Source organism: Pseudoalteromonas sp. SG41-5, from assembly GCF_014164495.1.
Taxonomy (GTDB): domain Bacteria; phylum Pseudomonadota; class Gammaproteobacteria; order Enterobacterales; family Alteromonadaceae; genus Pseudoalteromonas; species Pseudoalteromonas rhizosphaerae.
Map to the genome: position 1 here is coordinate 34,558 of NZ_JACJFH010000002.1, position 22,643 is coordinate 57,200.

The 22,643-nt window shown below is 40.6% G+C and carries 18 protein-coding genes; 8 read left to right on the forward strand and 10 right to left on the reverse strand.

The window, feature by feature from the left end; genetic code table 11:
* The first annotated feature begins 132 nt into the window (after positions 1-132).
* Positions 133-393 carry a hypothetical protein gene (locus tag H5232_RS00770; protein WP_149982125.1) on the forward strand — a complete coding sequence of 87 codons (261 nt, stop codon included), beginning with the start codon at positions 133-135 and terminating at the stop codon, positions 391-393.
* 48 nt (positions 394-441) lie between these two features.
* On the opposite strand, the gene H5232_RS00775 is transcribed toward H5232_RS00770, so the two are convergent.
* The 9 genes from H5232_RS00775 to H5232_RS00815 all read right to left on the reverse strand — a co-directional run bounded on the left by H5232_RS00775 (position 442) and on the right by H5232_RS00815 (position 10,481).
* Positions 442-933 carry a PaaI family thioesterase gene (locus H5232_RS00775; protein WP_145235331.1) on the reverse strand — a complete coding sequence of 164 codons (492 nt, stop codon included), beginning with the start codon at positions 931-933 and terminating at the stop codon, positions 442-444.
* Between the two features lie 23 nt (positions 934-956).
* Entirely contained in the window at positions 957-2,204 is a 1,248-nt protein-coding gene (locus tag H5232_RS00780; protein WP_182830460.1) for a phenylacetate--CoA ligase family protein, read from the reverse strand.
* A gap of 45 nt (positions 2,205-2,249) precedes the next feature.
* Positions 2,250-3,071: an ABC transporter ATP-binding protein gene (locus H5232_RS00785; protein ID WP_145235336.1), complete on the reverse strand. Its 822-nt coding sequence runs from the start codon at positions 3,069-3,071 to the stop codon at positions 2,250-2,252.
* Positions 3,072-3,153: 82 nt separating this feature from the next.
* The gene (locus tag H5232_RS00790; RefSeq protein ID WP_182830461.1) at positions 3,154-4,404 is read right to left on the reverse strand and encodes an ABC transporter substrate-binding protein; all 1,251 of its coding nucleotides are present in this window, start codon (positions 4,402-4,404) and stop codon (positions 3,154-3,156) included.
* A gap of 96 nt (positions 4,405-4,500) precedes the next feature.
* A complete protein-coding gene (locus tag H5232_RS00795; protein WP_149982122.1) occupies positions 4,501-5,574 on the reverse strand; it encodes a branched-chain amino acid ABC transporter permease in 1,074 nt (357 codons plus the stop codon).
* A gap of 68 nt (positions 5,575-5,642) precedes the next feature.
* Entirely contained in the window at positions 5,643-6,536 is an 894-nt protein-coding gene (locus H5232_RS00800; RefSeq protein ID WP_182797579.1) for a branched-chain amino acid ABC transporter permease, read from the reverse strand.
* Positions 6,533-8,494 (reverse strand): long-chain fatty acid--CoA ligase, encoded by a 1,962-nt coding sequence (locus H5232_RS00805; RefSeq protein ID WP_182761374.1) that lies wholly within the window; start codon positions 8,492-8,494, stop codon positions 6,533-6,535. The genes H5232_RS00800 and H5232_RS00805 overlap by 4 nt, the downstream gene beginning before the upstream one ends.
* A complete protein-coding gene (locus H5232_RS00810; RefSeq protein WP_182717177.1) occupies positions 8,494-9,300 on the reverse strand; it encodes an ABC transporter ATP-binding protein in 807 nt (268 codons plus the stop codon). The genes H5232_RS00805 and H5232_RS00810 overlap by 1 nt, the downstream gene beginning before the upstream one ends.
* A gap of 140 nt (positions 9,301-9,440) precedes the next feature.
* A complete protein-coding gene (locus H5232_RS00815) occupies positions 9,441-10,481 on the reverse strand; it encodes a DcaP family trimeric outer membrane transporter (protein ID WP_145235348.1) in 1,041 nt (346 codons plus the stop codon).
* Between the two features lie 181 nt (positions 10,482-10,662).
* Between H5232_RS00815 and H5232_RS00820 the strand changes: the two genes are divergently transcribed.
* Positions 10,663-14,202 (forward strand): PAS-domain containing protein, encoded by a 3,540-nt coding sequence (locus H5232_RS00820; RefSeq protein ID WP_182830462.1) that lies wholly within the window; start codon positions 10,663-10,665, stop codon positions 14,200-14,202.
* On the opposite strand, the gene H5232_RS00825 is transcribed toward H5232_RS00820, so the two are convergent.
* Positions 14,199-14,861 carry a response regulator transcription factor gene (locus H5232_RS00825; RefSeq protein ID WP_145235355.1) on the reverse strand — a complete coding sequence of 221 codons (663 nt, stop codon included), beginning with the start codon at positions 14,859-14,861 and terminating at the stop codon, positions 14,199-14,201. The two genes, H5232_RS00820 and H5232_RS00825, sit on opposite strands and share 4 nt — an antisense overlap.
* 415 nt (positions 14,862-15,276) lie before the next feature.
* Between H5232_RS00825 and epd the strand changes: the two genes are divergently transcribed.
* The 6 genes from epd to H5232_RS00855 all read left to right on the forward strand — a co-directional run bounded on the left by epd (position 15,277) and on the right by H5232_RS00855 (position 22,607).
* A complete protein-coding gene (epd, locus tag H5232_RS00830; protein WP_145235357.1) occupies positions 15,277-16,293 on the forward strand; it encodes an erythrose-4-phosphate dehydrogenase in 1,017 nt (338 codons plus the stop codon).
* Between the two features lie 69 nt (positions 16,294-16,362).
* Positions 16,363-17,538, forward strand: coding sequence for a phosphoglycerate kinase (locus tag H5232_RS00835; RefSeq protein WP_145235359.1), 1,176 nt, complete (start codon positions 16,363-16,365; stop codon positions 17,536-17,538).
* Positions 17,539-17,768: 230 nt separating this feature from the next.
* Positions 17,769-18,833, forward strand: a complete 1,065-nt coding sequence (gene fba / locus H5232_RS00840) for a class II fructose-bisphosphate aldolase (RefSeq protein WP_145235361.1) — start codon at positions 17,769-17,771, stop codon at positions 18,831-18,833.
* A gap of 625 nt (positions 18,834-19,458) precedes the next feature.
* Positions 19,459-20,148, forward strand: coding sequence for a phosphate regulon transcriptional regulator PhoB (gene phoB, locus H5232_RS00845; protein WP_145235364.1), 690 nt, complete (start codon positions 19,459-19,461; stop codon positions 20,146-20,148).
* A 71-nt stretch (positions 20,149-20,219) separates the two neighbouring features.
* The gene (phoR, locus tag H5232_RS00850) at positions 20,220-21,527 is read left to right on the forward strand and encodes a phosphate regulon sensor histidine kinase PhoR (protein WP_182830463.1); all 1,308 of its coding nucleotides are present in this window, start codon (positions 20,220-20,222) and stop codon (positions 21,525-21,527) included.
* Positions 21,528-21,638: 111 nt separating this feature from the next.
* Positions 21,639-22,607 (forward strand): PstS family phosphate ABC transporter substrate-binding protein, encoded by a 969-nt coding sequence (locus H5232_RS00855; protein ID WP_145235368.1) that lies wholly within the window; start codon positions 21,639-21,641, stop codon positions 22,605-22,607.
* Positions 22,608-22,643: the final 36 nt, after the last annotated feature.

Here is a 22,643-nt window from a genome sequence, read left to right on the forward strand (position 1 = left end):
AATTAGCATCTAAATCAACTCATAAGTATTAATTTTTATTTTCAAAAATAGGCTCTTATAGTGCGGTTATTCGGTACTGTGCTTGCTATTATAGGAGGCTGTTATTTTACTTTCTCGTTTGGTTTTTTATCTATGAAAAATAATTTACTGCCATCTTTAGCTGGCGTTTTAGTAAGCTTGTTTGTTGTATGGTGGCTACATGGGTTTTTATTGGTTGACCGCTGTTTAGACAGTGGTGGAGCTATTAATCATAAAACAAACTTATGCGTGGGCGCAAACGAGCAAATAATAGAACTTGCTACACCGTCAGGTATGTTAGTTATTTATGGTGTGGTGATTATGGCTTTGTCGCTATCAGTCAGTGTACTGCTGAAAAAGCTAGGTAAGCGCTAAGTTTTGAATTGAAGAGCGAACACGGCAGTTCGCTCTTAACTTTGAATGCTAACTGATAAAGCTCGCTGGCATTTTCACAGCAATTACGCTGCCTTTAACACAGATCACGTTGTTCGCTGATAGCGTGATGTCGACAATCACTTTGTTGGGTTTTACTTCAATGAAGCTACCTATTAGCTGCAGCTCTACCCCCATTGGAGTCGGCGCTAAAAAGTTAACATTTAAAGCCCCTGTAACAAAACGAAATGCAGGTTGAGTCCCCATCTCTCGCTCTGCATATCGATAAGCTATAGCAGCGGCACTGCCTGTACCATGGCAGTCAATCAGGGACGCAAGCAGCCCACCATAAACAAAGCCAGGGATTGCTGTATGGCAAGGTTGCGGCGTAAAGTGGGCGATAGTTTTATCGATATTGCCTTGATTTTGCTCATCCTGATACCAATAACTTTTTAATTGGTGACCCTGCTCATTGTTTTTGCCACAGCCATAACAATGGCTGAGCTCATCGGGGTAATAATCTTGAAAGGCTATATTGTTCATTAAAACTCCTAGTTCTAATTGGGTTATCCGATGACTCGTTGATCATCAATCACTTTGCCATCATCAGCTAAGCTGCCTAGCTCGACCAACTCAACACTGCCATTTAATTTTGTGTATTGTTTTAAGTTATCTAGCAATACGCCGGTGAGTTCCAGTTTAGTTAGCTCTGATTGGTCTTGATCGTATTCACACAATAGCTGCATTTTGTCTTGATGATCTTGTAGCTTGACCACTAAGCGCATTTTCTTTATCCCCTTAACACTGAGTCTAATTCGCTCTATTTGTTGAGGATGAACAAACATACCTTTTATTTTCGTGGTTTGATCGGCTCTACCTAACCAACCTTGAATGCGCATGTTAGTCCGACCACACGCACTTTGCCCTGGCTTGATAGCCGATAAGTCACCGGTTGCAAAACGGATTAACGGATAATCAGTATTGAAACTTGTAATAACCACTTCACCAATCTCACCATCTGCGACTGGAGTGAGGCTGCCTGGGCGCACAATTTCGACAATTAAATCTTCAGCGATAATTAACCCATCGTCAGCAATGGTTTCATAGCCAATTAAGCCTACATCGGCACTTGCGTAAGTCTGTAAGGTGTTGATACCTTGTTGTTTAAACGACTCGCGCAGTTCATGAGATAATGCCTCTCCAGTCACCAGTGCTTTTTTGAGGCTGCTAACGTCACGTTTAGTTGCCTGCGCTTTATCCAGTAATATTTTTAAAAAAGAGGGAGTGCCACAATAACCTTGCGGGTGTAAATCTTCTATTACGTCAAGTTGTTGATCTGTTTGCCCTGGGCCTGCGGGTATAACCACACAGCCACACGCACGCGCCCCTGAATCAAGAATAAAACCGCCAGGAGTCAAATGGTATGACAAACAATTTTGTACTAACTCACCTGCTCTAAACCCCGCAGCATGAAAGGCTTGGCCCATTCGCCACCAATCTTGCTGGCAATTTTCAGGGTCATAAATAGGCCCCGGTGATTGAAAAATTCGATTTATATGGCCACTTTTAGATGCGAGACCGCCAAGCGGAGGCTGTTGCTTTTGTATGTCTAAAAGGTCAGATTTTCTGGTGATCGGCAAAGTCGCTAGTTGTGAGCGAGTAGTGATATTCGTGGCATCAATGTTCGCTAATATAGCCTGATAATAGGGGCTGTTATTTTTTGCATAGGTAATAAAGTCAGCTAAACGGGACAATAAATTTTGTTCTCTGGTTTCAGAGTGTTGATGTTCATTGGCATGATAAAAATGGCTCATAATAGCTCCAGTAACATAGAAAAAGTAGAGAGATAGATAGGTTGATTACAACCAGCGTTTGCGACGTTTATATGACTTAAGATCTTTAAAGCTTTTACGTTCTTCGTTACCTCCACCGAGGTAAAACTCTTTTACATCTTCGTTGTTTAAAAGCTGCTCTTGTGTGCCATCTAATACAACTTTCCCTGATTCAATGATGTAACCATAATTAGCCGCTCTCAGTGCATAGTTGGCATTTTGTTCTACCAACAGCATAGTAATACCTTGATCTTGGTTAATCTTTTTTATGATTCCGAACACTTCTTTAACCAATAATGGCGATAACCCCATCGATGGCTCATCGAGGCAAATCATCTTTGGACGTGCCATTAATGCACGGCCAATTGCCAGCATTTGTTGTTCGCCACCTGATAAATATCCAGCTAAGCCTGTGCGTTCTTTTAAGCGAGGGAAATAATGGTACACCATTTCAATGTCTTGATTTATTTGTGCGTCTTTGCGGGTAAATGCGCCGAGTTTTAAGTTTTCTAGAGAGGTCATATCTTCGATGATACGACGCCCTTCCATAACCTGAAACAATCCACTGCGCACCACATCTTCGGCATTTTTATTGTCTATTCGTTCGCCCATAAAGGTAATGTCGCCTTTAGTGACTTCGCCATTTTCAGTTTTTAATAAGCCAGAAATGGCTTTTAAGGTGGTTGATTTTCCTGCGCCATTTGGCCCAAGTAGGGTGACTATTTCACCCTCTGGCACATCTAAACTAACACCACGTAAAACTTGGATGACTTCATCGTAAACAACTTCAATATTGTTAACGCTTAGAATTGGTGATGCAGGTTGTATTTTTATAGCTGCTTGTGACATAGCTAACTCCGTGAAAAATTAATAATTTATCAGCGGATGAAAATAACGAGATGCTTCATCCGCTGCTATGTTTAACGAGCTATTAAAAACCTAACCACGCATCACGGCGCTCAATGGTTACCAGTGATAACTCTTCAATGACGACATTGCCTTCGTTATAGTTGCCTTTGTAAATGTAAACTTGGTTAGTGCCACGGTGATCTTGTTCACTCCAGTTGCCCGCAAGGCATACGCCTTCAAGTCCTGCTGGTACCCAATCTTTACGGGCATACATGGCTTTTTTAATATTTTCACCGGTTATTCCGCCGTTATCTTTTGCCCATTCCATAGCCTCTTTCATAAAGAATGTTGAGCACACGCCACGAATGTAATGATGAACACGCTCTTCTTGGCCTGAAGGGTCTGATTGTTTTGAAATCTCCCTAACGAGTTTCATGCCAGGTACTTGATCAGTCCAAAACGGCGTCATAGCTGGAAATACATAATCTTTAATGCCTTCGCCCGCAGCTTGGAATATTTTTTTATCGCCCCCCCATATATTCGACATAAACTGAATATCGGTACCAACGGTGTTACATGATTTAACTAAAGACAATACTGAACCACCTAGATTGCCTATATATCCGTAATTTGAGCCTGAGCTTTTTAAGCTTAAACATTGCGCTTTAAAATCACCTGGTTTCATCGAAATAACAACCGCAGGTTGTACATCAAAGCCTAATTCGGTGGCGTACTCTGCACAGGCTTCTTTCGGTGCATTAGGGAAGGGGTGATTTGCACCAATATGAGTAAACTTAGGTTTGCCTTTGCCCCCCTTTTTTTGCCAGTCCTCAGCTGCCCACTGGACTAAACCGCGGCACGCATCTGAATAGGATGCGCCGTAAAAAAAGTTATAAGGAGCTGGTTTCTTTGTATGTGGGTTTTTACCCATAGGATCCGTTAAGTGGCCAGAGTAAGACGCTGAAAATACTGGTAGTTTATCTTTGGCTACAAATGAGATCAGTGCTTCGGTATCAGCGGTGCCCCAGCCTTGCATGGCAACCATGTTTTTACGCGAATGCCACTTTTTATAAGCGGCAATCGCTTGCGGCACTTTGTAAGCGTAATCAATTGTTTCATATTCGAGTTTAGTGCCATTGATGCCACCATTTTCGTTAATGTAAGCTAGGGAATCACGCACGCCGTCAGCGTAATTTTTACCAACAAAAGCTGTCGGGCCACTCATATCAGCTAGATGACCAACAAAGACTGAGTCTTCAGCGAATGTTTGTTGGCTGGTGCACAGCGCGCTTACTATTAATAGAGACGTTAATTTTGCCTTATGATTGTGCATAACTATTTCCTTTTTCTTTTTATGGCTAGATTGCCAATTATTTACGCATTAATGATGCTCATGTGTGTTGTATATGCTTAAGTTAGTGTCTATTGATTAGTACGAGAACGGGTAAAACTTCCAATAGTTTTTAATTTGTGCCCAGCGGTGTGCCATGCCTTGCGGCTCAAAAATAAGGAATAAGATAATCACTAAGCCAATGGCCATTTCTTTGATATAGGCCAGGCCATCAACCACCATTGGAATATTGCCCCAGTCGGTCATTTTCATTAAACCTACGCCGCTTTCGAGCACTTCAGGTAAAAACACCATAAATACCACACCCATTAAGGTGCCTTTAATTGAACCCAAGCCGCCGATGATGATCATGGCTAAAAATTGAATCGACATAAATAAGGTGAAGCCTTCGGCAGAAACATAGCCTAAGTAATGGGCATATAAGGCACCGCCAATACCGGCATAAAAAGACGATATACCAAAAGAGAGTAAGCGATATTTATTGAGCTTGATACCCATGATCTCAGCTGATAGATAATGGTCACGTACTGCAACAAAGGCGCGACCATCACGACTGCGCATCAGATTACAGCCCCAAATATACATAATAACTAAGGCTGCTAAGGCGATATAAAAGAAGCTTTCATCGCTATTAAAAACAAAGCCAAATATACTAATTGGGTCGGCAGATGAGCCGGCAGAACCACCAGAAAACCAGTCAGCACGGGCAAAGAAGTCTTCTAAAATAAACTGCGCAGCCAGTGTGGCTATAGCTAAGTACAAGCCTTTAATTCTTGAGGCCGGTAAACCAAACATCATGCCTACAGCCATTGTTAAAAAACCAGCCAGTGGAATACACAGCAATACAGGAATACCAAAGGAGATATTGAGCCATGCTGATGCAAAAGCACCAAAGCCAAAAAATGCGCCATGACCTAATGAAATTTGTCCGGTGTAACCGACCAAAATATTGAGCCCTAGTGCGGCTATCCCTAAATATGAAATTTGAATAAATAGGGTTAGGTAATATGCATCGACTAAGTATGGCGCTGCACATAATAGGGCAATTGCGAAAATTGCCACATTTTTGATGGTTGTTGTTTCAAAAATTGTATTATCTTGTTTATAACTGGTGCGGAAATCGCCGCAGGGTCTCATGGTTAAACTGGACATAATAAACTCCTAAAATTTACCTTTATCTGCACTTGTTAGGCGCTATTGATGCACCTAAATCGGCTTGTTTAAATACGTTCAATATCTTTTGTGCCGAACAAACCGTATGGTTTGAACCAAAGGATGACGAGCAACACGTAAAATGGTGCGATGTCATACATATTGCCAACATGCAGATATTGGCTGTCGAAAAACTCAGCGACATTCTCTAATACACCAATGATCAAACCACCGACAATAGCGCCGATGATAGAATCTAAACCGCCAAGAATAACTGCAGGGAAAACTTTGATACCAATTAATGACAGTGAATTTGAAACCCCGTTTACCATGCCAATAACAATTCCAGCTGTGGCTGAAACCGTAGCAGCAATACCCCAGCTCATAGCAAAAACTTGTTTTACCGAAATACCTAAGCTTTGTGCAATCTGTTGATCAAAGGCTGTGGCTCGCATTGCTAAACCGTATTTTGAATGTTTAAAGAATAGATAGAAGGCAACCATAATTATTAAGGCGATTATGGTGCTCATTAAGTAAGCGGCTTCAATGTTCAAGCCAAATATTTGGATGCTATTAGTGGTAAATACTTGCGGGTAACTTTGCGCTGAAACACCAAAAATCCATTTCATCAAGGCTTGAAAAAAGATTGATAAGCCAATGGTGATCATGATCACTGAGATTATAGGTTCACCTATCATCGGGCGTAAAACAATCATTTGCAGCAGCACACCAAAGATTGCCATAAAGGCCATTGTCAGTAAAAAGCCCACTACAAAAGGCAGCTCTAAATAAATCAGTACTGCCCAGCATACCCAGGCACCCACTAATAAAAACTCACCTTGGGCAAAGTTTACAATTTGCGTTGATTTGTACACTAATACAAAGCACATCCCAACGACGCCATAGAGTAAGCCGACAATTAAACCATTGACGATTAGTTGAATTAGCAATTCAAAATTCATGAGACTCTCCGTGTTATGTTGATAGTGTTATCAGCAGCCGTGCAGGCTGTTTCGATCAGCGAAGTGACTTTAAGCTGGGTTTGAATACGGGTTTTAGTACCATCTTGAAATACCACCATGGTATCAATATCAACATTTTCCTTGTTGTCATAAATGGATGAAATAATGTCGCCATATTTATCCGCAATAACACTACGGCGAACTTTACGGGTTCGTGTTAATTCGCCATCATCGGCATCAAGTTCTTTGTAAAGTAATAAAAATTTATGGATTTTTTGTGATTCAGGAAGTGACTCATTGACGCGCATTATTTCTTCGCCAATTTTTTCGTACACTTCAGGCAGGGTTGATAAGTTGGTGTAGTTGGTAAACGACAGCCCTTGTTGCTCAGCCCATTTCGCAACAATACTAAAACGAATACAAATGATGGCTGATAGATAAGGCTTTGCTTTACCTAAAATAACGGCTTCGCCAATAAATGAAGAAAACTTAAGTTTGTTTTCTATATATTGAGGAGAATATTGTGCGCCGTCGCTGGTGCAAGCGAGATCTTTGATCCGATCAATCACCACTAAATGGCCAGACGGTTTAAAGTAACCGGCATCACCTGTTTGCATCCAGCCGTCAATCACGTCTTCATCATAGGCTTGTTGATTATTAAGGTAGCCACTAAACATTCCGACTGTTTTAGCAATAACTTCGCCAATACCGGCTTTATCGGGATTAATGACTTTAATTTGTGCATTATCAAACGCGACGCCAACACTGTCGTAGTCAACATCGGCTTCATGATGGATGGTGTAAGCTCCGCACATTTCTGTTTGGCCGTAGAGTTGGCGTAAAGGCACACCAATGGTTTGGAAAAACTTAAAGGTGTCAGGCCCCATCGCAGCTCCGCCGGTGGCAGCCGATTTTAAGAATGAAAAACCGAGTCGATCACGAAGTGCTTTTAGCAGTAGAATTTCAGCTAGCCATGATTTTTTGCCTGTTACTTGGCTTTGCTCAGCCAGCTTCATGGCAAAATTAAATAGCTTTCTTTTAAAAGGTGTTGAATCCATCATACGGGTTTGTACGTCAGCTAAAATGCCTTCCCATACCCGTGGTGCTAATAGTACAAAGCTGGGGCCAATTTCTCGTAGGTCAGCCATGAGTGTTTCTTGTTCTTCAACAAAATTTACAATTTGACGGGCGATCAGTGCTTGGCCAATTGCATAGACTTGCTCCATGATCCAAGGTAAGGGCAATACAGATACATAGTTGTCGCCAGCTTGACGCGGGTCAGCACGTAAATATGAACTACAGTGCTTAATAAAATTGCCACCATTGAGTAGGGCAATTTTGGGTTTTGATGTGGTACCTGAAGTGGTGCAGTAAATAGCAATGTCGTCAGGGGCTGAGGCATCTATCATGGCTTGATAACGATCAGGGTATGCTTGTTCGAGTTCTTGGCCCAGTATGTATAGGGTATTGATATCTATAAGTCGCGAGTCGTTGTATTTGCGCATACCTCTTGGGTCGCAATAAACAATGAATTTTACTTGCTCTATGCCATCACCTAAATCAAGTAATTTATCGCATTGCTCTTCGTTTTCAGCAATCACAACGGTTGCGCCACTGCTAGCGAGTAAATAGATTACTTCGTCATGCATTGAATCTTGATAAATACCTAATGAATGGCAACGTAAAGCGTGAGCAGCAATTTCGCCCCATATCCATTCTGGGCGGTTATCACCAAGTAAGGCAATGGTATCATCTGTATTCACGCCTTTGTTACTCAACGCGAGCGACAACCACTTTACTTTATTGTTATATTCGGCCCAGCTGAACTCGTTCCAAATACCAAACTCTTTTTCTCGCATCGCCACCATATCAGGCCAATGCGTGGCATTGTGTTGTAGAATTTTGGGGAAGGTATTCAGTTCACCCATCTCAAAATCTTGATTGATTTGGCTAGTCATTAACTTACCTCCTCTAAGGTGGCTGGCTCTGCGTCGTCTTCAAGACCAAGGTAGGCACGTTTAACATAGGGGTCAGCCATGACTTCGTGTGGTAAACCAGAAATTAATTTTTTACCAAAATCCAGCACCATAACTTCATGAGAAATATCCATTACAACTCCCATATCATGTTCAATCATAACGACCGTAATACCGAATTCTTCATTTAAATCGAGGATGTATCTGGCCATGTCTTCTTTTTCTTCCAGATTCATTCCAGCCATTGGTTCGTCAAGTAAAATCAGTTTTGGGTTTAGAGCCATTGCACGAGCTAATTCAACGCGTTTACGAAGCCCGTAAGACAAGGTGCCAGCGATGGATTTTCTGATATGAGAGATCTCAAGGAAGTCGATCACTTCTTCTACTTTTCTACGGTGAGCGAGTTCTTCTTTTTGCGCCCCAGAAGCCCAATATAACGGCCCTGTTAACCAATTGTTTTTTAATAAGTGATGGCGACCAACCATAATATTATCGAGCACTGACATATGGCCAAATAAGGCTAAGTTTTGAAAAGTACGGCCCATACCTAAGTCTGCGCGGTCATTGGGTTTTAAGTGGGTAACATCTTGATCTGCAAAGGTGATTTTTCCACTGTTAGGTTGATAGCGGCCAGAAATGCAATTGAGCATTGATGTTTTACCAGCCCCATTTGGGCCAATAATTGAAAATACAGAGCCTTTAGTCACCGAAAAACTAACATCTGTTAAGGCTTTAACACCACCAAAGGCTAGCGATATTTGCTCTATATTGAGTATCGATGTTGTCATACTCATACTCCTAAATTTAACTGAGAATAAAAATGAATAACGAATGCGTTGAAAAATAAGAGGGGGTGAACCCTCTTTAAAATGTATTAACGGTTGGGGTCGTTATTACACACAACAAACATTAGAAAGTGTTCTGTCAGCTAGAGGATGTATCTCATTGTGGCTTGTAGGTAATTTGAATCTTTATCTAACTCATCAATTGAAAAGTTACCGACTTCAATACCCACTTCGAGTTCTTTAGTTAAGTTTTGAAAGAGGTTTATACCCCATTGCGTACGCTCACGATTGGATACATCTCCATCAACTTTGCCGTACAGCACGCTTGAACGCAGTGAATCATTCCAAAAATGACGATAGGCAACTAATACAGAGGTAATATCTTCAACTTCTTCACCATAGAGATCTTTAACAGCCGCAGCCCCTACATAGCGGCCTAAATCACCTTTATGAATTTGTAGGCGTAAGTCATCTTTTCCTGTTGTTTTAATTCGTGCCGCAACAGATGCGCCAAAGGCGCTTTCAGTGTTACCTGATAAGGTATGTAATTGCCGTGCTAAGCCAGAAATAGAGACATTGCCCCAATCACCTTTGATGTTATAGCGTGCGATTAAATCAGGAATATTATCGTTTGCGGTATCGCCCCCCCAGCTCTCAGGATTTTCAATGGATACTTGGAAGTTGCCCATGTTATAACGTACTTGTCCTTGACGAATAAATACTAGACCTGTTGTTGCGCCAGCAAAATCGGCAGTTTCAGGAATTGCGCTAGTATTCATAAAGGTTGACCAAGTTTGGCCAACAGTGAGATCTTTGTAGTTTATAAAAGCATGTCGGATGCGCGGGTTAGCTGAGTTAGAGACAATTTCATTACCGCCGCCGCCCCAAAAATCCATTTCGATGAAGCCTGTTATCTCGCCGTGTTGGTATTTAGTATTGAAACGGGTTTCGTTAGCAAAGATACGAAACTGGGATGCGTCTTCTTCTAAAGCAATGCCATCACCAATCCAGTAATCACGATAGGCAATGTCACCGTCAACGTATCGTGCATCAATTTTAATGTAGCCACCGAAGGTTAATTTATCGTTTTCAGTTATGTTGATCTCGTAGCCTGCCAGTGCGGATGTACTGGCAGTAAGAAAAGCAGATGTAAGCAGTAATTTTTTATATTGTGTGTTGAACATCGACCAAATTCCTTTGTTATTATGTGTGATTCATACTAGGTGAGTCGAAAAAATCAACAATTGTAAATAAGGGCTAGTACCTTGCGCTTAGTCCTTTAGTCCAATGTTATATGCTGTGTTTTACGGGCAAAGTAAGCATTGAAAATAATAATAAATACAATTTGATACAAAGAAGAGCGCGATGTTTTCTAATTGGTTGTTGGTTAGTGTAAGTATTGGTTACATTAGTTTGTTATTTCTAATTGCCCACCTTGGGGGCAAGTATCGACATAAGCTAGTTGCCAAACAGCATGCTATTATTTATGCCTTATCATTAGGGGTTTACTGTACGTCTTGGGGGTTTCTAGGTACTTCAGCGCAGGCGGCAAATAGCTCTTTTTCTTATATTTCGGTTTATTTAGCCCCTATTTTATTATTTATATTTGCTTGGCCTTTTATTCAGCGGATCATAAAAACCTGCCTCAAACTCAAAAGTACTTCCATTGCTGATTTACTTTCGGCTCGGTTTGGTAAATCACAAAGCTTAGCCTTGTTGGTAACGTTAGTGGCCATGATTGGCACCTTGCCTTATATTGCTTTGCAGCTTAAAGCGATTGTTTACTCTTATAAAATTTTACAGCAAAGCCAAGATTTTCCGATTTGGCAATTAGGTTTAATCGTTAGCCTGATTTTAGCTGGATTCACCATTATCTTTGGCATTCGAACTATCGATGTAACAGAGCGTCATCCCGGCGTCATGATAGCGATTGCCTTTGAATCGTTAGTTAAACTGATCGCTTTTTTACTTGTTGGCTTATTTGTATCATTTGTTATTTATGATTCCCCCGCTGATATTTGGCAAAAGTCACAAGATTACGTGTCCTTATCGCAGCAGTTTGAAAGCTATAACCTAGTAGGTATGGTGGGTTTATTGATCATCGTTATGTCAGCTTTTTTATGTTTACCAAGGCAATTTCAAGTTATGTTTGTTGAAATTAAAGAGCAAAAAACCAGTAATTTAGCACGTTGGTTATTGCCTATTTATATCTTGGTATTCGCATTTTTTGCAGGCCCTATAGGCCTTGCTGGCACATTAAATTATGGACACTCTTTAGACCCTGACGCGTATGTTTTATTTTTGCCCGCTTATAACGGCCAAGAGTGGTTGTCGCTATTTGCATTTTTAGGAGCGGTTTCTGCGGCAAGTTCAATGGTAATTGTATCGACCATTGCTTTGAGTACTATGCTCAGTAATGAAATTGTTTTTCCATTAATTTTTAAACTCGCACCTCGTAAGCACCACGACTTTTTACACTTTCAATCCCGATTATTATTGATCCGAAAAATATTAGTGGTGGTGGTTATTGCACTTAGTTATTGCATGTTACTGGTATCTCCCCCTGATACGCTGGCATCACTTGGGGAGGTTGCGTTTGGCGCGATTGCGCAAATAGGGCCTGCATTGGTTGCTGCTTTTTTTTGGCGAAGAGCAACTCAAAAGGGCGTTTTTTGGGGCATGTTTTGTGGTTTCTCTATTTGGGCACTGTTTAATTTATTACCACAGCTTGGGTTTTATGCACACCCGTTAAGCAATACAAATTGGCCTGCTACAACGGTGGCTACCTTGTTTGGCTTGGCTATTAACCTTATTGTGCTGTTTATTGTTTCACAGCTTACTCGGCAAAATATTCGCGAAGAAATGCAGAGTAAATATTTCTATGAAACCGATAATAAACAAGATTCACATCTGCCTAAACAACCAAAAATAGATCGTCAGGAACTCGAGCTGTTAATTGCTCGCTTTATTGGTCAAGACAAAGCAGCCGAGTGCTTTGCTGAATTTAATCAATCACATAAAATTAAAAAGCATAAAACCTATAATGAGGCTTTATTACTGCATGCAGAGCAGACATTAGCGAGTGTAATGGGCTCGGCATCAGCCAAATTGGTGATTTCTTTTGCTTTGGCTGGTCGTGATATCGCATTTGATCAAGTTGCTAAAATTGTTGAGGATAACTCTACTCAACAACTTGAATTTAGTCGTTCAGTATTGCAAGGAGCGATTGAAAATACCAGTGAAGGGATCTCTGTGATAGATGCTAATTTGAATTTAGTAGCATGGAATAAGCAGTATCTAGATATTTTTAATTACCCTAAAAATTTAATCTATATTGGTTGCCCAATTAGCCAGTTGATCCGCTTCAACCTTAGCAATCAAAATCGCTATATACATAATATTGAGGGGCAGGTTAATAAACGTCTTGAGTACTTAAAAGCCGGTAGTAAGCATAAATCAGAGCGAAAGTTAGCCAATGGTAAGGTGCTGTTAATTGAAGGGAACCCAATACCTGGTGGAGGATTTGTGATGATTTTCTCAGATATTACGGAGTTTCGCCGAGCAGAAAATTATTTAAAAGAAGAAAACACCGATCTTGAAAGTCGTGTTCTTGCGCGCACGACAGAATTAGAACTAGCAAACTTAGAGCTTGAAAAAGCCAATCGAGAACTCGCTGATGCAAGGTTAAAAGCAGAGCAGGCTCATTTGAAAAAGAGTCAATATTTAAGAGCCTGTAGTCATGATCTTTTGCAACCATTGTCGGCTGCTCGGTTGTTTTCTTCTGCGGTATGTTTGAGCCCTAGAGTGTCAATACAAGAGCGTGAGCAAATTAAGAAAATTGATAATTCGTTAGAGATAGCAAATAACCTATTACTTGATTTAAATGAAATTGCGCGGATTGAAAGTGGCAATATCGCCCCTGTTTTCAATGACATTGCACTGAAGCGGGTATTTAGTATGTTGCATTCGGAGTTTTCTGCCTTGAGTAAAGATTATAAAATTGATTTTCGCTGTCACTCAAGTCAATTATTTATCCGCACAGATCTAACTTTGCTAACGCGGATTGTGCAAAACTTTTTAAGTAATGCATTTCGCTATGCAAATAACGGTAAAGTATTGCTGGGTTGTCGTCGTAAGGGCAATTACTTAAGTATTCAAGTGATTGATAACGGACCTGGCATCCCCGAAGATAAGCAGCAAGAAGTATTTGAACAATTTACACAATTATCGACGCAAATGATTGGCCCTAAAGGCTTGGGGTTGGGTTTAAATATTGCACAAAGCCTGGCTAATATTCTTGAGCATAAGGTTGGCTTGGTATCAGAGCCTGAGCATGGCTGCTTGTTTAGCGTTGAAGTACCGATTGTAAACCGTGTACAGCAAACAAAGCCGACACTTGCCCCTAAGAATATGACTTTGCAAGGAGTTGGGGTGCTATGTATTGATAACGAAAAAGATGTTATTGCAGGTATGACCGAGCTTTTAACAGCCTGGAAATGTCGTGTATTTACCGCGACAACCGCAGCTGAGGCGTCTGCACTTTATAAAACACATGAAGATGAAATTGATATTCTCTTAGTTGATTATCAACTTAGTGCTGAACCAATGTTCCCCGCTAACCCTTTGCATATTGTAACAGTAGACTACTCTGAGCGTCAGGAGCAAAAGCCTCACTCGGAGCATCTTGATGGCTGTAATGGCATTGAATTAATCAAGCGTATTCGAGCAATCAGCCAGTATCCATTACCTGCGATTTTAATCACCGCAACAACTGATGAGTTAGTGCAAGTACAGGCAAAGCAAGCCGATATTGGCTATTTGCGGAAAATCATCAAGCCCGTCGCATTACGGGCGTTGATGAGTGCTTTATTAACTAAACAGCTAGAAAAAAATTATAATAGTTAATGGCGATGAAAAGGTGAAAGTGATGCTTGTGCCAGTTGCTGCTCGTTTAATAAAATCACGGCTTGAGTTCGACTTTTTACCCCAAGTTTTAAGTATATTGTGCTGGCATGGCTTTTGATTGTAGATTCAGACAAGCTAAGTTCGTAGGCGATTTGTTTATTTAACAAACCATCGGCAAACATGTGTAATATTTTATGCTGTTGGGGCGTTAATGTTGCTAACTTTTCTGCTTGCTGTTGCTCTGGCGTATTTTTATTGTGATCATCGGTGGGTGTCCATAGTTTGCCTTGTAGCACATCTTCTATTGCTTTTATCATCTCAGGGACGGGAGTTGATTTAGGTATAAAGCCTGCTGCACCCAGGCTCATCGCTTTGCGTATGGTATCAGGCTCTTCAAAACCTGATACTACAATCACCCCTATTTCAGGATACAGCTCACGTATATTACTCAGCGTATTAAAACCCTGTGCACCCGGAATATCAAGATCGAGCAAGATCAGATCAACATCTGTGGTGTTTGCTAATTTGTGCTCTAATTCGGGAATTGTTTCGGCTTCAAGTAGGCAAGCATTATTAAAGCTCGATTCCAGCATAAGTAATAGTGCTTGTCGAAACAGCGGGTGATCATCTGCAATTAAGATTTTTGTGTGTGTTGTCATTTTATTTCTAACCTAATGTTTAGATTAATGATCTTTTAGTTTCATCAATTGTTTTTTGATTGAATAGTGTTCGTTGTCTTGAATAAAGTAACGCTATTATAAAATAATTCAATAATAATAAACCTAAATAGCACAAATTGACTAAAATTCACTCGTGAAAATGAACCTATAAGCGCTGTTTTATTCTATGTTATGAGTAGATATCAGGAAGAAAGGAGAGGGAGTAAACATTTATTTAATCTTGCCTTTTATATTCAGATTAAAGGTCGATTACCAAAATTACAGCATCAAAAGCAGGCTTAACACATTTATTTAACTTTCCCTCTTATAATCAAGACAAAGGTCGATTACAATACGCGCATCTAAAAGGCAGGTTGCCTTTATCTGCAAGCAACTAGAGTGGATTTTCTTCTTCATGGCAATCAAACTTGCAATCAATGGTTTTGGTCGAATTGGTCGAAATATTGTTCGCGCTCTTTATGAATCGGGCTTAAGCGACGAGATCAAAATTGTTGCGATTAATGAACTTGCTGATCCACAAGGGATCGCTCATCTTCTTAAATATGATACGTCTCATGGCCGTTTTGCGTTTCCAGTTACTTTAGGTGAAGACACCTTATCGGTAGCGGGCGATACAATTGCTTTATTTGCAGAACAAAACCCGCGTGAATTACCTTGGCAGTTACTTGATGTTGATGTGGTTTTAGAATGTACTGGTGTGTATCACTCTCGTGAACATGCGCAATTACATCTTGATGCTGGCGCAAAGAAAGTCTTATTTTCTCAGCCCGCAGATGCGGATGTTGATGCCACGATTGTCTATGGTATCAATGATGATGAACTACTCGCTGAGCATACGATTGTCTCTAATGGATCGTGTACCACAAACTGTATAGTACCGGTGATTAAAGTACTTGATGATGCCTTTGGTATAGAATCAGGGGCGATTACGACTATTCATGCGTCGATGAATGATCAGCAAGTAATTGATGCTTATCATCATGATTTACGTCGTACCCGCGCTGCGAGTCAGTCGATTATTCCCGTTGATACTAAATTAGCTCGCGGTATTGAGCGTATTTTACCTAAGTTCCATGGCCGCTTTGAAGCTATTTCGGTGCGAGTACCTACTATCAATGTTACTGCGATGGATTTGAGTGTGACTGTCAACGCAGATGTTGATTTAAAAGCGGTAAATAAGGTATTAAAAGCAGCAGCGAGAGACCGCCTAGAAGGTATTTTAAGTTATACCGAAGAGCCATTGGTCTCGGTTGATTTTAATCATGACCCACATTCTTGTATTATAGATGGCACACAGACACGAGTCAGTCATAAACGACTGATAAAGTTGTTAGTGTGGTGTGATAATGAGTGGGGGTTTGCTAATAGAATGCTCGATACAGCACGAGTAATGATGGCAGCAAGTAATTAATATAAAAGTTCAAACCTAAAAATAAAACCTATATATTTCAAGTCAGTATCGTTAACTAAGGAGAAGTCCATGTCGGTCATAAATATGGCGGATTTAGATTTAAACGGCAAACGCGTGTTAATTCGTGAAGATTTAAATGTACCAGTAAAAGCAGGTAAAGTGACCTCAGATGCACGTATTCGTGCTGCATTACCGAGTATTAAATTAGCCCTTGAAAAAGGCGCTAAAGTAATGGTTATGTCACACCTAGGCCGCCCTACGGAAGGGGAATATGATGAAGCGTTTTCTTTAGCGCCAGTTGTTGATTACCTTAATGAAGCACTTGAACAAAATGTACGTCTTGAAAAAGATTACTTAAATGGCGTTGAAATTGCTGATAATGAAGTGGTCGTTTTTGAAAACGTACGCTTTAATGTTGGCGAAAGCAAAGATGACGAAGCGTTATCTAAAAAGCTTGCTGCATTATGTGATGTGTATGTAATGGATGCATTTGGTACCGCCCATCGTGCTCAAGCGTCTACCCATGGCGTTGGTTTATTTGCAGATGTTGCTTGTGCAGGCCCACTATTGGCGGCTGAATTAGAGGCATTAGGTAAAGCACTTGATAACCCAGCTCGTCCATTAGTGGCGATTGTGGGCGGCTCTAAAGTATCAACTAAACTAACAGTACTTGATTCACTTTCAACGATTGTTGATCAATTAGTCACTGGTGGCGGTATTGCAAATACCTTTATTGCTGCGGCAGGCTACCCGGTTGGTAAGTCATTATACGAAGCTGACCTAATTGATGAAGCAAATAAGCTAAGTGCGGCTGCTAAAAGTAATAATGGTGAAATACCAGTACCTACTGATGTGGTTGTTGGCAATGAGTTTTCAGAATCAGCCGTTGCAACATTAAAAGATGTTAGCGAAGTAACAGACACAGATATGATTTTTGATATTGGCCCAGATACAGCGAGCAAACTTGCAAAAATTATTGCTAATGCAGGTACTGTTGTATGGAATGGTCCGGTAGGTGTATTTGAATTTGACCAGTTTGGTAATGGCACCCGTGCTATTGCTCAAGCAATCGCTAATTCAAATGCGTTCTCAATAGCTGGTGGCGGTGATACGTTAGCAGCGATTGATAAATACGGCATTGCCGATAAAATTTCGTATATTTCAACTGGCGGTGGTGCTTTCCTTGAGTTTTTAGAAGGGAAAAAATTACCAGCAGTTGCTATGCTTGAACAACGCGCTAAGTAATTAGCGTTTACTCAATGTAGTTAGCAATCGTTAGTTTAGGCTGCTAACTACACTGAGTGTGATCAGATATTAAATACCTCTCACCCTTATTTAATAGCTGGTTTTGTATAACGGTAGATTTGGCAAGAGCCAATACTATCGAGGTGCAGTGATTGCACCGAACTCAACTATTCCGTTCGAACTAGGTAGTTTTGCGCGTGCGCAGCTATCGACAATTTGGAGAATACCAAATGGCTTTAATCAGTATGCGACAACTTCTTGATCATGCAGCTGAACATGGTTATGGCGTACCAGCATTTAACGTTAATAACCAAGAGCAGATCCGCGCTATTATGATGGCGGCTGACAAAACTAACAGCCCAGTAATTGTACAAGGTTCAGCTGGCGCTCGTGCCTATGCTGGTGCCCCATTTATACGTCATATGATTTTAGCTGCGATTGAAGAGTGGCCACATATTCCAGTGGTAATGCATCAAGATCACGGTACCTCACCTGGCGTTTGCCAACGTTCAATTCAATTAGGTTTTTCATCAGTGATGATGGATGGCTCGTTAATGAGCGATGGTAAAACACCATCATCATATGAGTATAACGTTGATGTAACGCGTAAAACTGTTGAACTTGCACACTCTTGTGGTGTGTCTGTTGAAGGCGAGTTAGGTGTGCTAGGCTCACTTGAAACTGGCGAAGCTGGCGAAGAAGATGGCGTTGGTGCTGAAGGTAAACTAACCACAGATCAAATGCTAACTGATCCAGAAGAAGCGGCCGATTTTGTAAGTAAAACCCATGTTGATGCCTTAGCGATTGCGTGTGGTACTTCACACGGCGCGTATAAATTTACACGTCCGCCAACGGATGATATTTTGGCGATTGATCGTATTAAAGCGATCCACGCACGAATTCCTAACACTCACTTAGTTATGCACGGTTCATCATCAGTGCCGCAAGAATGGCTTGAGATCATCAACCAATATGGTGGTGAGATCCCAGAAACCTATGGTGTGCCAGTTGAGCAGATCGTTGAGGGAATTAAGTTTGGTGTGCGTAAAGTAAATATCGATACAGACTTACGATTAGCATCTACAGGGGCTATTCGTCGCCATCTTGCGCTTAATCCAGCAAACTTTGATCCACGTAAGTATTTAGCTGAAGCGACAAAAGCAATGACAGAGATCTGTGTTGCACGTTATGAGTCATTTGGTACAGCGGGTCAAGCAGGTAAGATCAAACCAATCTCACTTGATGAGATGCACCTTAAATATTTAACGGGTGAATTAGATCCGAAAATTAAATAATTTAATTTATTAAGTTATAAAACAGCCAGTAGTGTTAAAGCTACTGGCTTTTTTATGCCTGATCGTAAAAGATCATTATTTTACCAAGCAGGGGCTTTGGGATCATTACTTTACTAACTGTGCTTTGTTGAGATCAGATTTTTACTAAGGATCAGCTTGATTGGCAGAGGTTTTGTTATAAAAATAGCCATTTCAAAGCTTTGTTGTATAAATGATCAACAACTTATGGCTTTGGCTAGGTAAAACACTGATCCCAGATCTAACTCGGTTGGTAAACGAATGATCCCTGAAATGAAACTTGGTAGGATTTTGATCTCTGTTAATGATCACCGATGTTAATAGGCGTTTTAATTGAGTTAGAGTGTGAAGATGCTTTCGTGGCTTACATCGTGATACTGTATAGTTGATTATTGAAAGGGGAATTTAATACAAAGTAGTAATGTAGCAATTATAAAGTATGATTTTTAAATGTGAAATTTGATAATGTATGCTAATTTTGTACCTTAAAAGGGTTTATTTTGCATTTTTTACCCCGCATTTCGATTTACACGTTACACTTTCATAAAAATGTCATACTTAGTCATAATAATGAAAACTAGTTCGATAACGAAAGAGATAAATTGGAATGTCACGTAAAGTACTTGTCGTCGATGACGAAGCACCGATCAGAGAGATGCTGGTTTTTGTATTAGAGCAAAATGGTTTTCAAGCGATTGAAGCGGAAGATTACGATTCAGCCATTGCAGCGATGGTAGAGCCTTATCCAGATATGGTGTTATTAGATTGGATGCTACCAGGTGGTAGTGGAATTCAAATTGCTAAAAAGTTTAAGCAAAGTGAATATACTCGCCAAATTCCTATTATTATGCTGACTGCTCGCGGCGAAGAAGAAGATAAAGTTCGCGGTCTTGAAGTCGGTGCTGATGATTATGTTACTAAACCATTTTCACCAAAAGAATTAATGGCGCGTATTAAAGCCGTTATTCGTCGTGTGTCGCCTACTTCATTGGAAGAAGCGATTGATGTACATGGTTTACGTCTTGATCCTATTTCACACCGTGTTACCTCTGAAGGTAGCGAGTTGGATATGGGACCGACAGAATTTCGCTTATTGCATTTCTTTATGACTCACCCTGAACGTGTTTATAGCCGTGAACAGCTACTAGATAACGTATGGGGGACTAATGTCTATGTTGAAGATAGAACCGTAGACGTGCATATTCGTCGCTTACGCAAAGCGATTGCACCGCTTGGTCATGACCGTTTAGTACAAACTGTACGTGGTGCAGGCTATCGTTTTTCCAGTAAATTATAAGTGTCATGGAGATGACCAAGCCAATAATTAATTTTGGCTTAAATTTACTTACTCTAAGGTAAAGTGAGTGTATGTATCGAGTTGTTAATAAGCAGGCGTTAGCAAAGCGTCTGTTTATCTATTTCCTACCTTTATTATTAATTGGCGTGCTTATTGGTGCGCCATTTTTGCTTTTATTTTTAGGATCTTTTTCACTGCTTGTTTGGCATTATCATCAACTCTATCGGCTCAGTGATTGGCTATTGAATCAACGTAGTTTTAATCCACCTGAAGGCGAGGGGGCATGGGAGCAAGTATTTGAAGGGATCTACCATTTACAACATCGCAACCGTAAAAAACGTAATGAATTAGCTGATTTGATCCGTCGTTTTCGCGATGGCGCAGAAGCAGTGCCTGATGCGGTTATTGTTCTACAACGTGATTTAAGTATTGTTTGGTGTAATCAACTAGCTTTGAAAGTGCTTGGATTACAGTGGCCAGCGGATCATGGTCAACGGCTTGACAACCTTATTCGCGATCCTAAATTTGCAAAATACATGCAAACGGAATTGTTTGATGAAGCATTAGAACTTGAAAGTGGTCACAGTGTTGAGCAAGTTTTAGAGTTTCGGGTAATGCCATATGCCAGCTCACAATTAATGGTTGTTGTGCGTGATGTCACGCGACTGAAGCAACTTGAGCAAATGCGCAAAGACTTTGTTGCCAATGTATCTCATGAGCTACGTACGCCATTAACCGTTGTTACTGGTTACTTAGAAATGTTTGATGGCGATATGGTGCCACCACCGGCAATGTGGAATAAAGCACAAGGTACTATGCTTGAACAGTGTAAACGCATGGATAGCTTGGTAAATCAGCTATTGTCGTTATCACGTATTGAAGGCGCTCGACGTCAAGATAATGATAAAGCGATCAATGTACCGCAGTTACTTAGCTATATTAGGACTGAAGCACAATCATTGAATCAAGACAAAGGGCATGAGTTGATATTTGATATTGATGCTAACGTCGATATAAAAGGCGCTGAAGAGGAGCTGCGCAGTGCCTTCTCTAATTTAGTGTTTAATGCTATTCATTATACCAAGGCGGGCGGTAAAATAACCGTAAGCTGGAAGCTAAAAGATAATCAAGCGTACTTTTCAGTAGTTGATAATGGCGATGGTATTGCACCAGAGCATAATAATCGTTTAACTGAGCGTTTTTATCGGGTTGATAAAGCACGTAGTCGTACCACCGGTGGCTCAGGGCTGGGTTTAGCCATCACCAAACATGTATTAACTCGTCACGATAGCCAATTGATAATTAAAAGTAAATTAGGCGAAGGATCATGTTTTTCGTTTGCTTTTAGTCGTGAAAAAACAGTGCTATTAAATAATTGAGCCAAAAAGCCAAAGTCATAAAAGTGTCATTTTAGAGTAATCTAACTGTCATCTATTCTCTTTAGAGTAGACGACAGTTAAGAAATGGACGAACAAAATCGGAGCAACCTAATGAGATTTAAAAACCTAGTAGCCGCAATGGGTGTGGCAGTAACAACATTTGTATCTGCACAAGCAATGGCAGTAGATACAGTTATTCCTGAGTATCAAAAAACCAGTGGTATTTCAGGTAATTTTTCATCTGTGGGCTCTGATACTTTAGCCAACATGATGACCTTTTGGGCTGAAGAATATAAACGTATTTACCCAAATGTGAACATCCAAATTCAAGCGGCTGGTTCATCTACTGCGCCACCGGCATTGACAGAAGGCACAGCAAACTTTGGCCCGATGAGCCGCAGAATGAAATCAAAAGAAATCGAAGCGTTTGAAAAACGTTACGGTTATAAACCTACTGAAGTACGTGTAGCGATTGATGCATTGGCAGTATTTGTTCATAAAGACAATCCAATTGAAGGTTTACGTATCGACCAAATCGATGCGATTTTCTCTTCAACTCGTAAATGTGGTGCTGATGCAGATGTGACTCGTTGGAGTGATGTAGGTTTAACGGGGAATTGGGCTGCAAAAGACATTCAGCTTTATGGCCGTAATTCTGTATCTGGTACTTACGGATACTTTAAAAACAAAGCGCTATGTAAAGGTGACTTCCGTAACAACGTGAACGAGCAACCAGGTTCAGCATCGGTAGTGCAATCAATTTCTTCATCAGTGAATGCAATTGGTTACTCAGGTATCGGTTATAAAACATCAGGCGTACGTACTGTACCACTGGCGAAAAAAGGCGATAACTTTGTTGATGCAACACTTGAAAATGTAGCAACAGGTAAATACCCACTGTCGCGCTTTTTATATGTTTATGTGAATAAACACCCGAATAAACCGCTTGCACCTATTGAAGCAGAGTTCTTAAAAATGGTGTTATCACAAGATGGCCAAAAAATTGTAGAGAAAGATGGTTATGTACCACTTTCTGGCAAGATGGCAATGGGCGAACTTAAGAAGCTAGGTCTTCTTTAAACTTAACGCCAACTATGAGTTAATAAAAAACCGCGC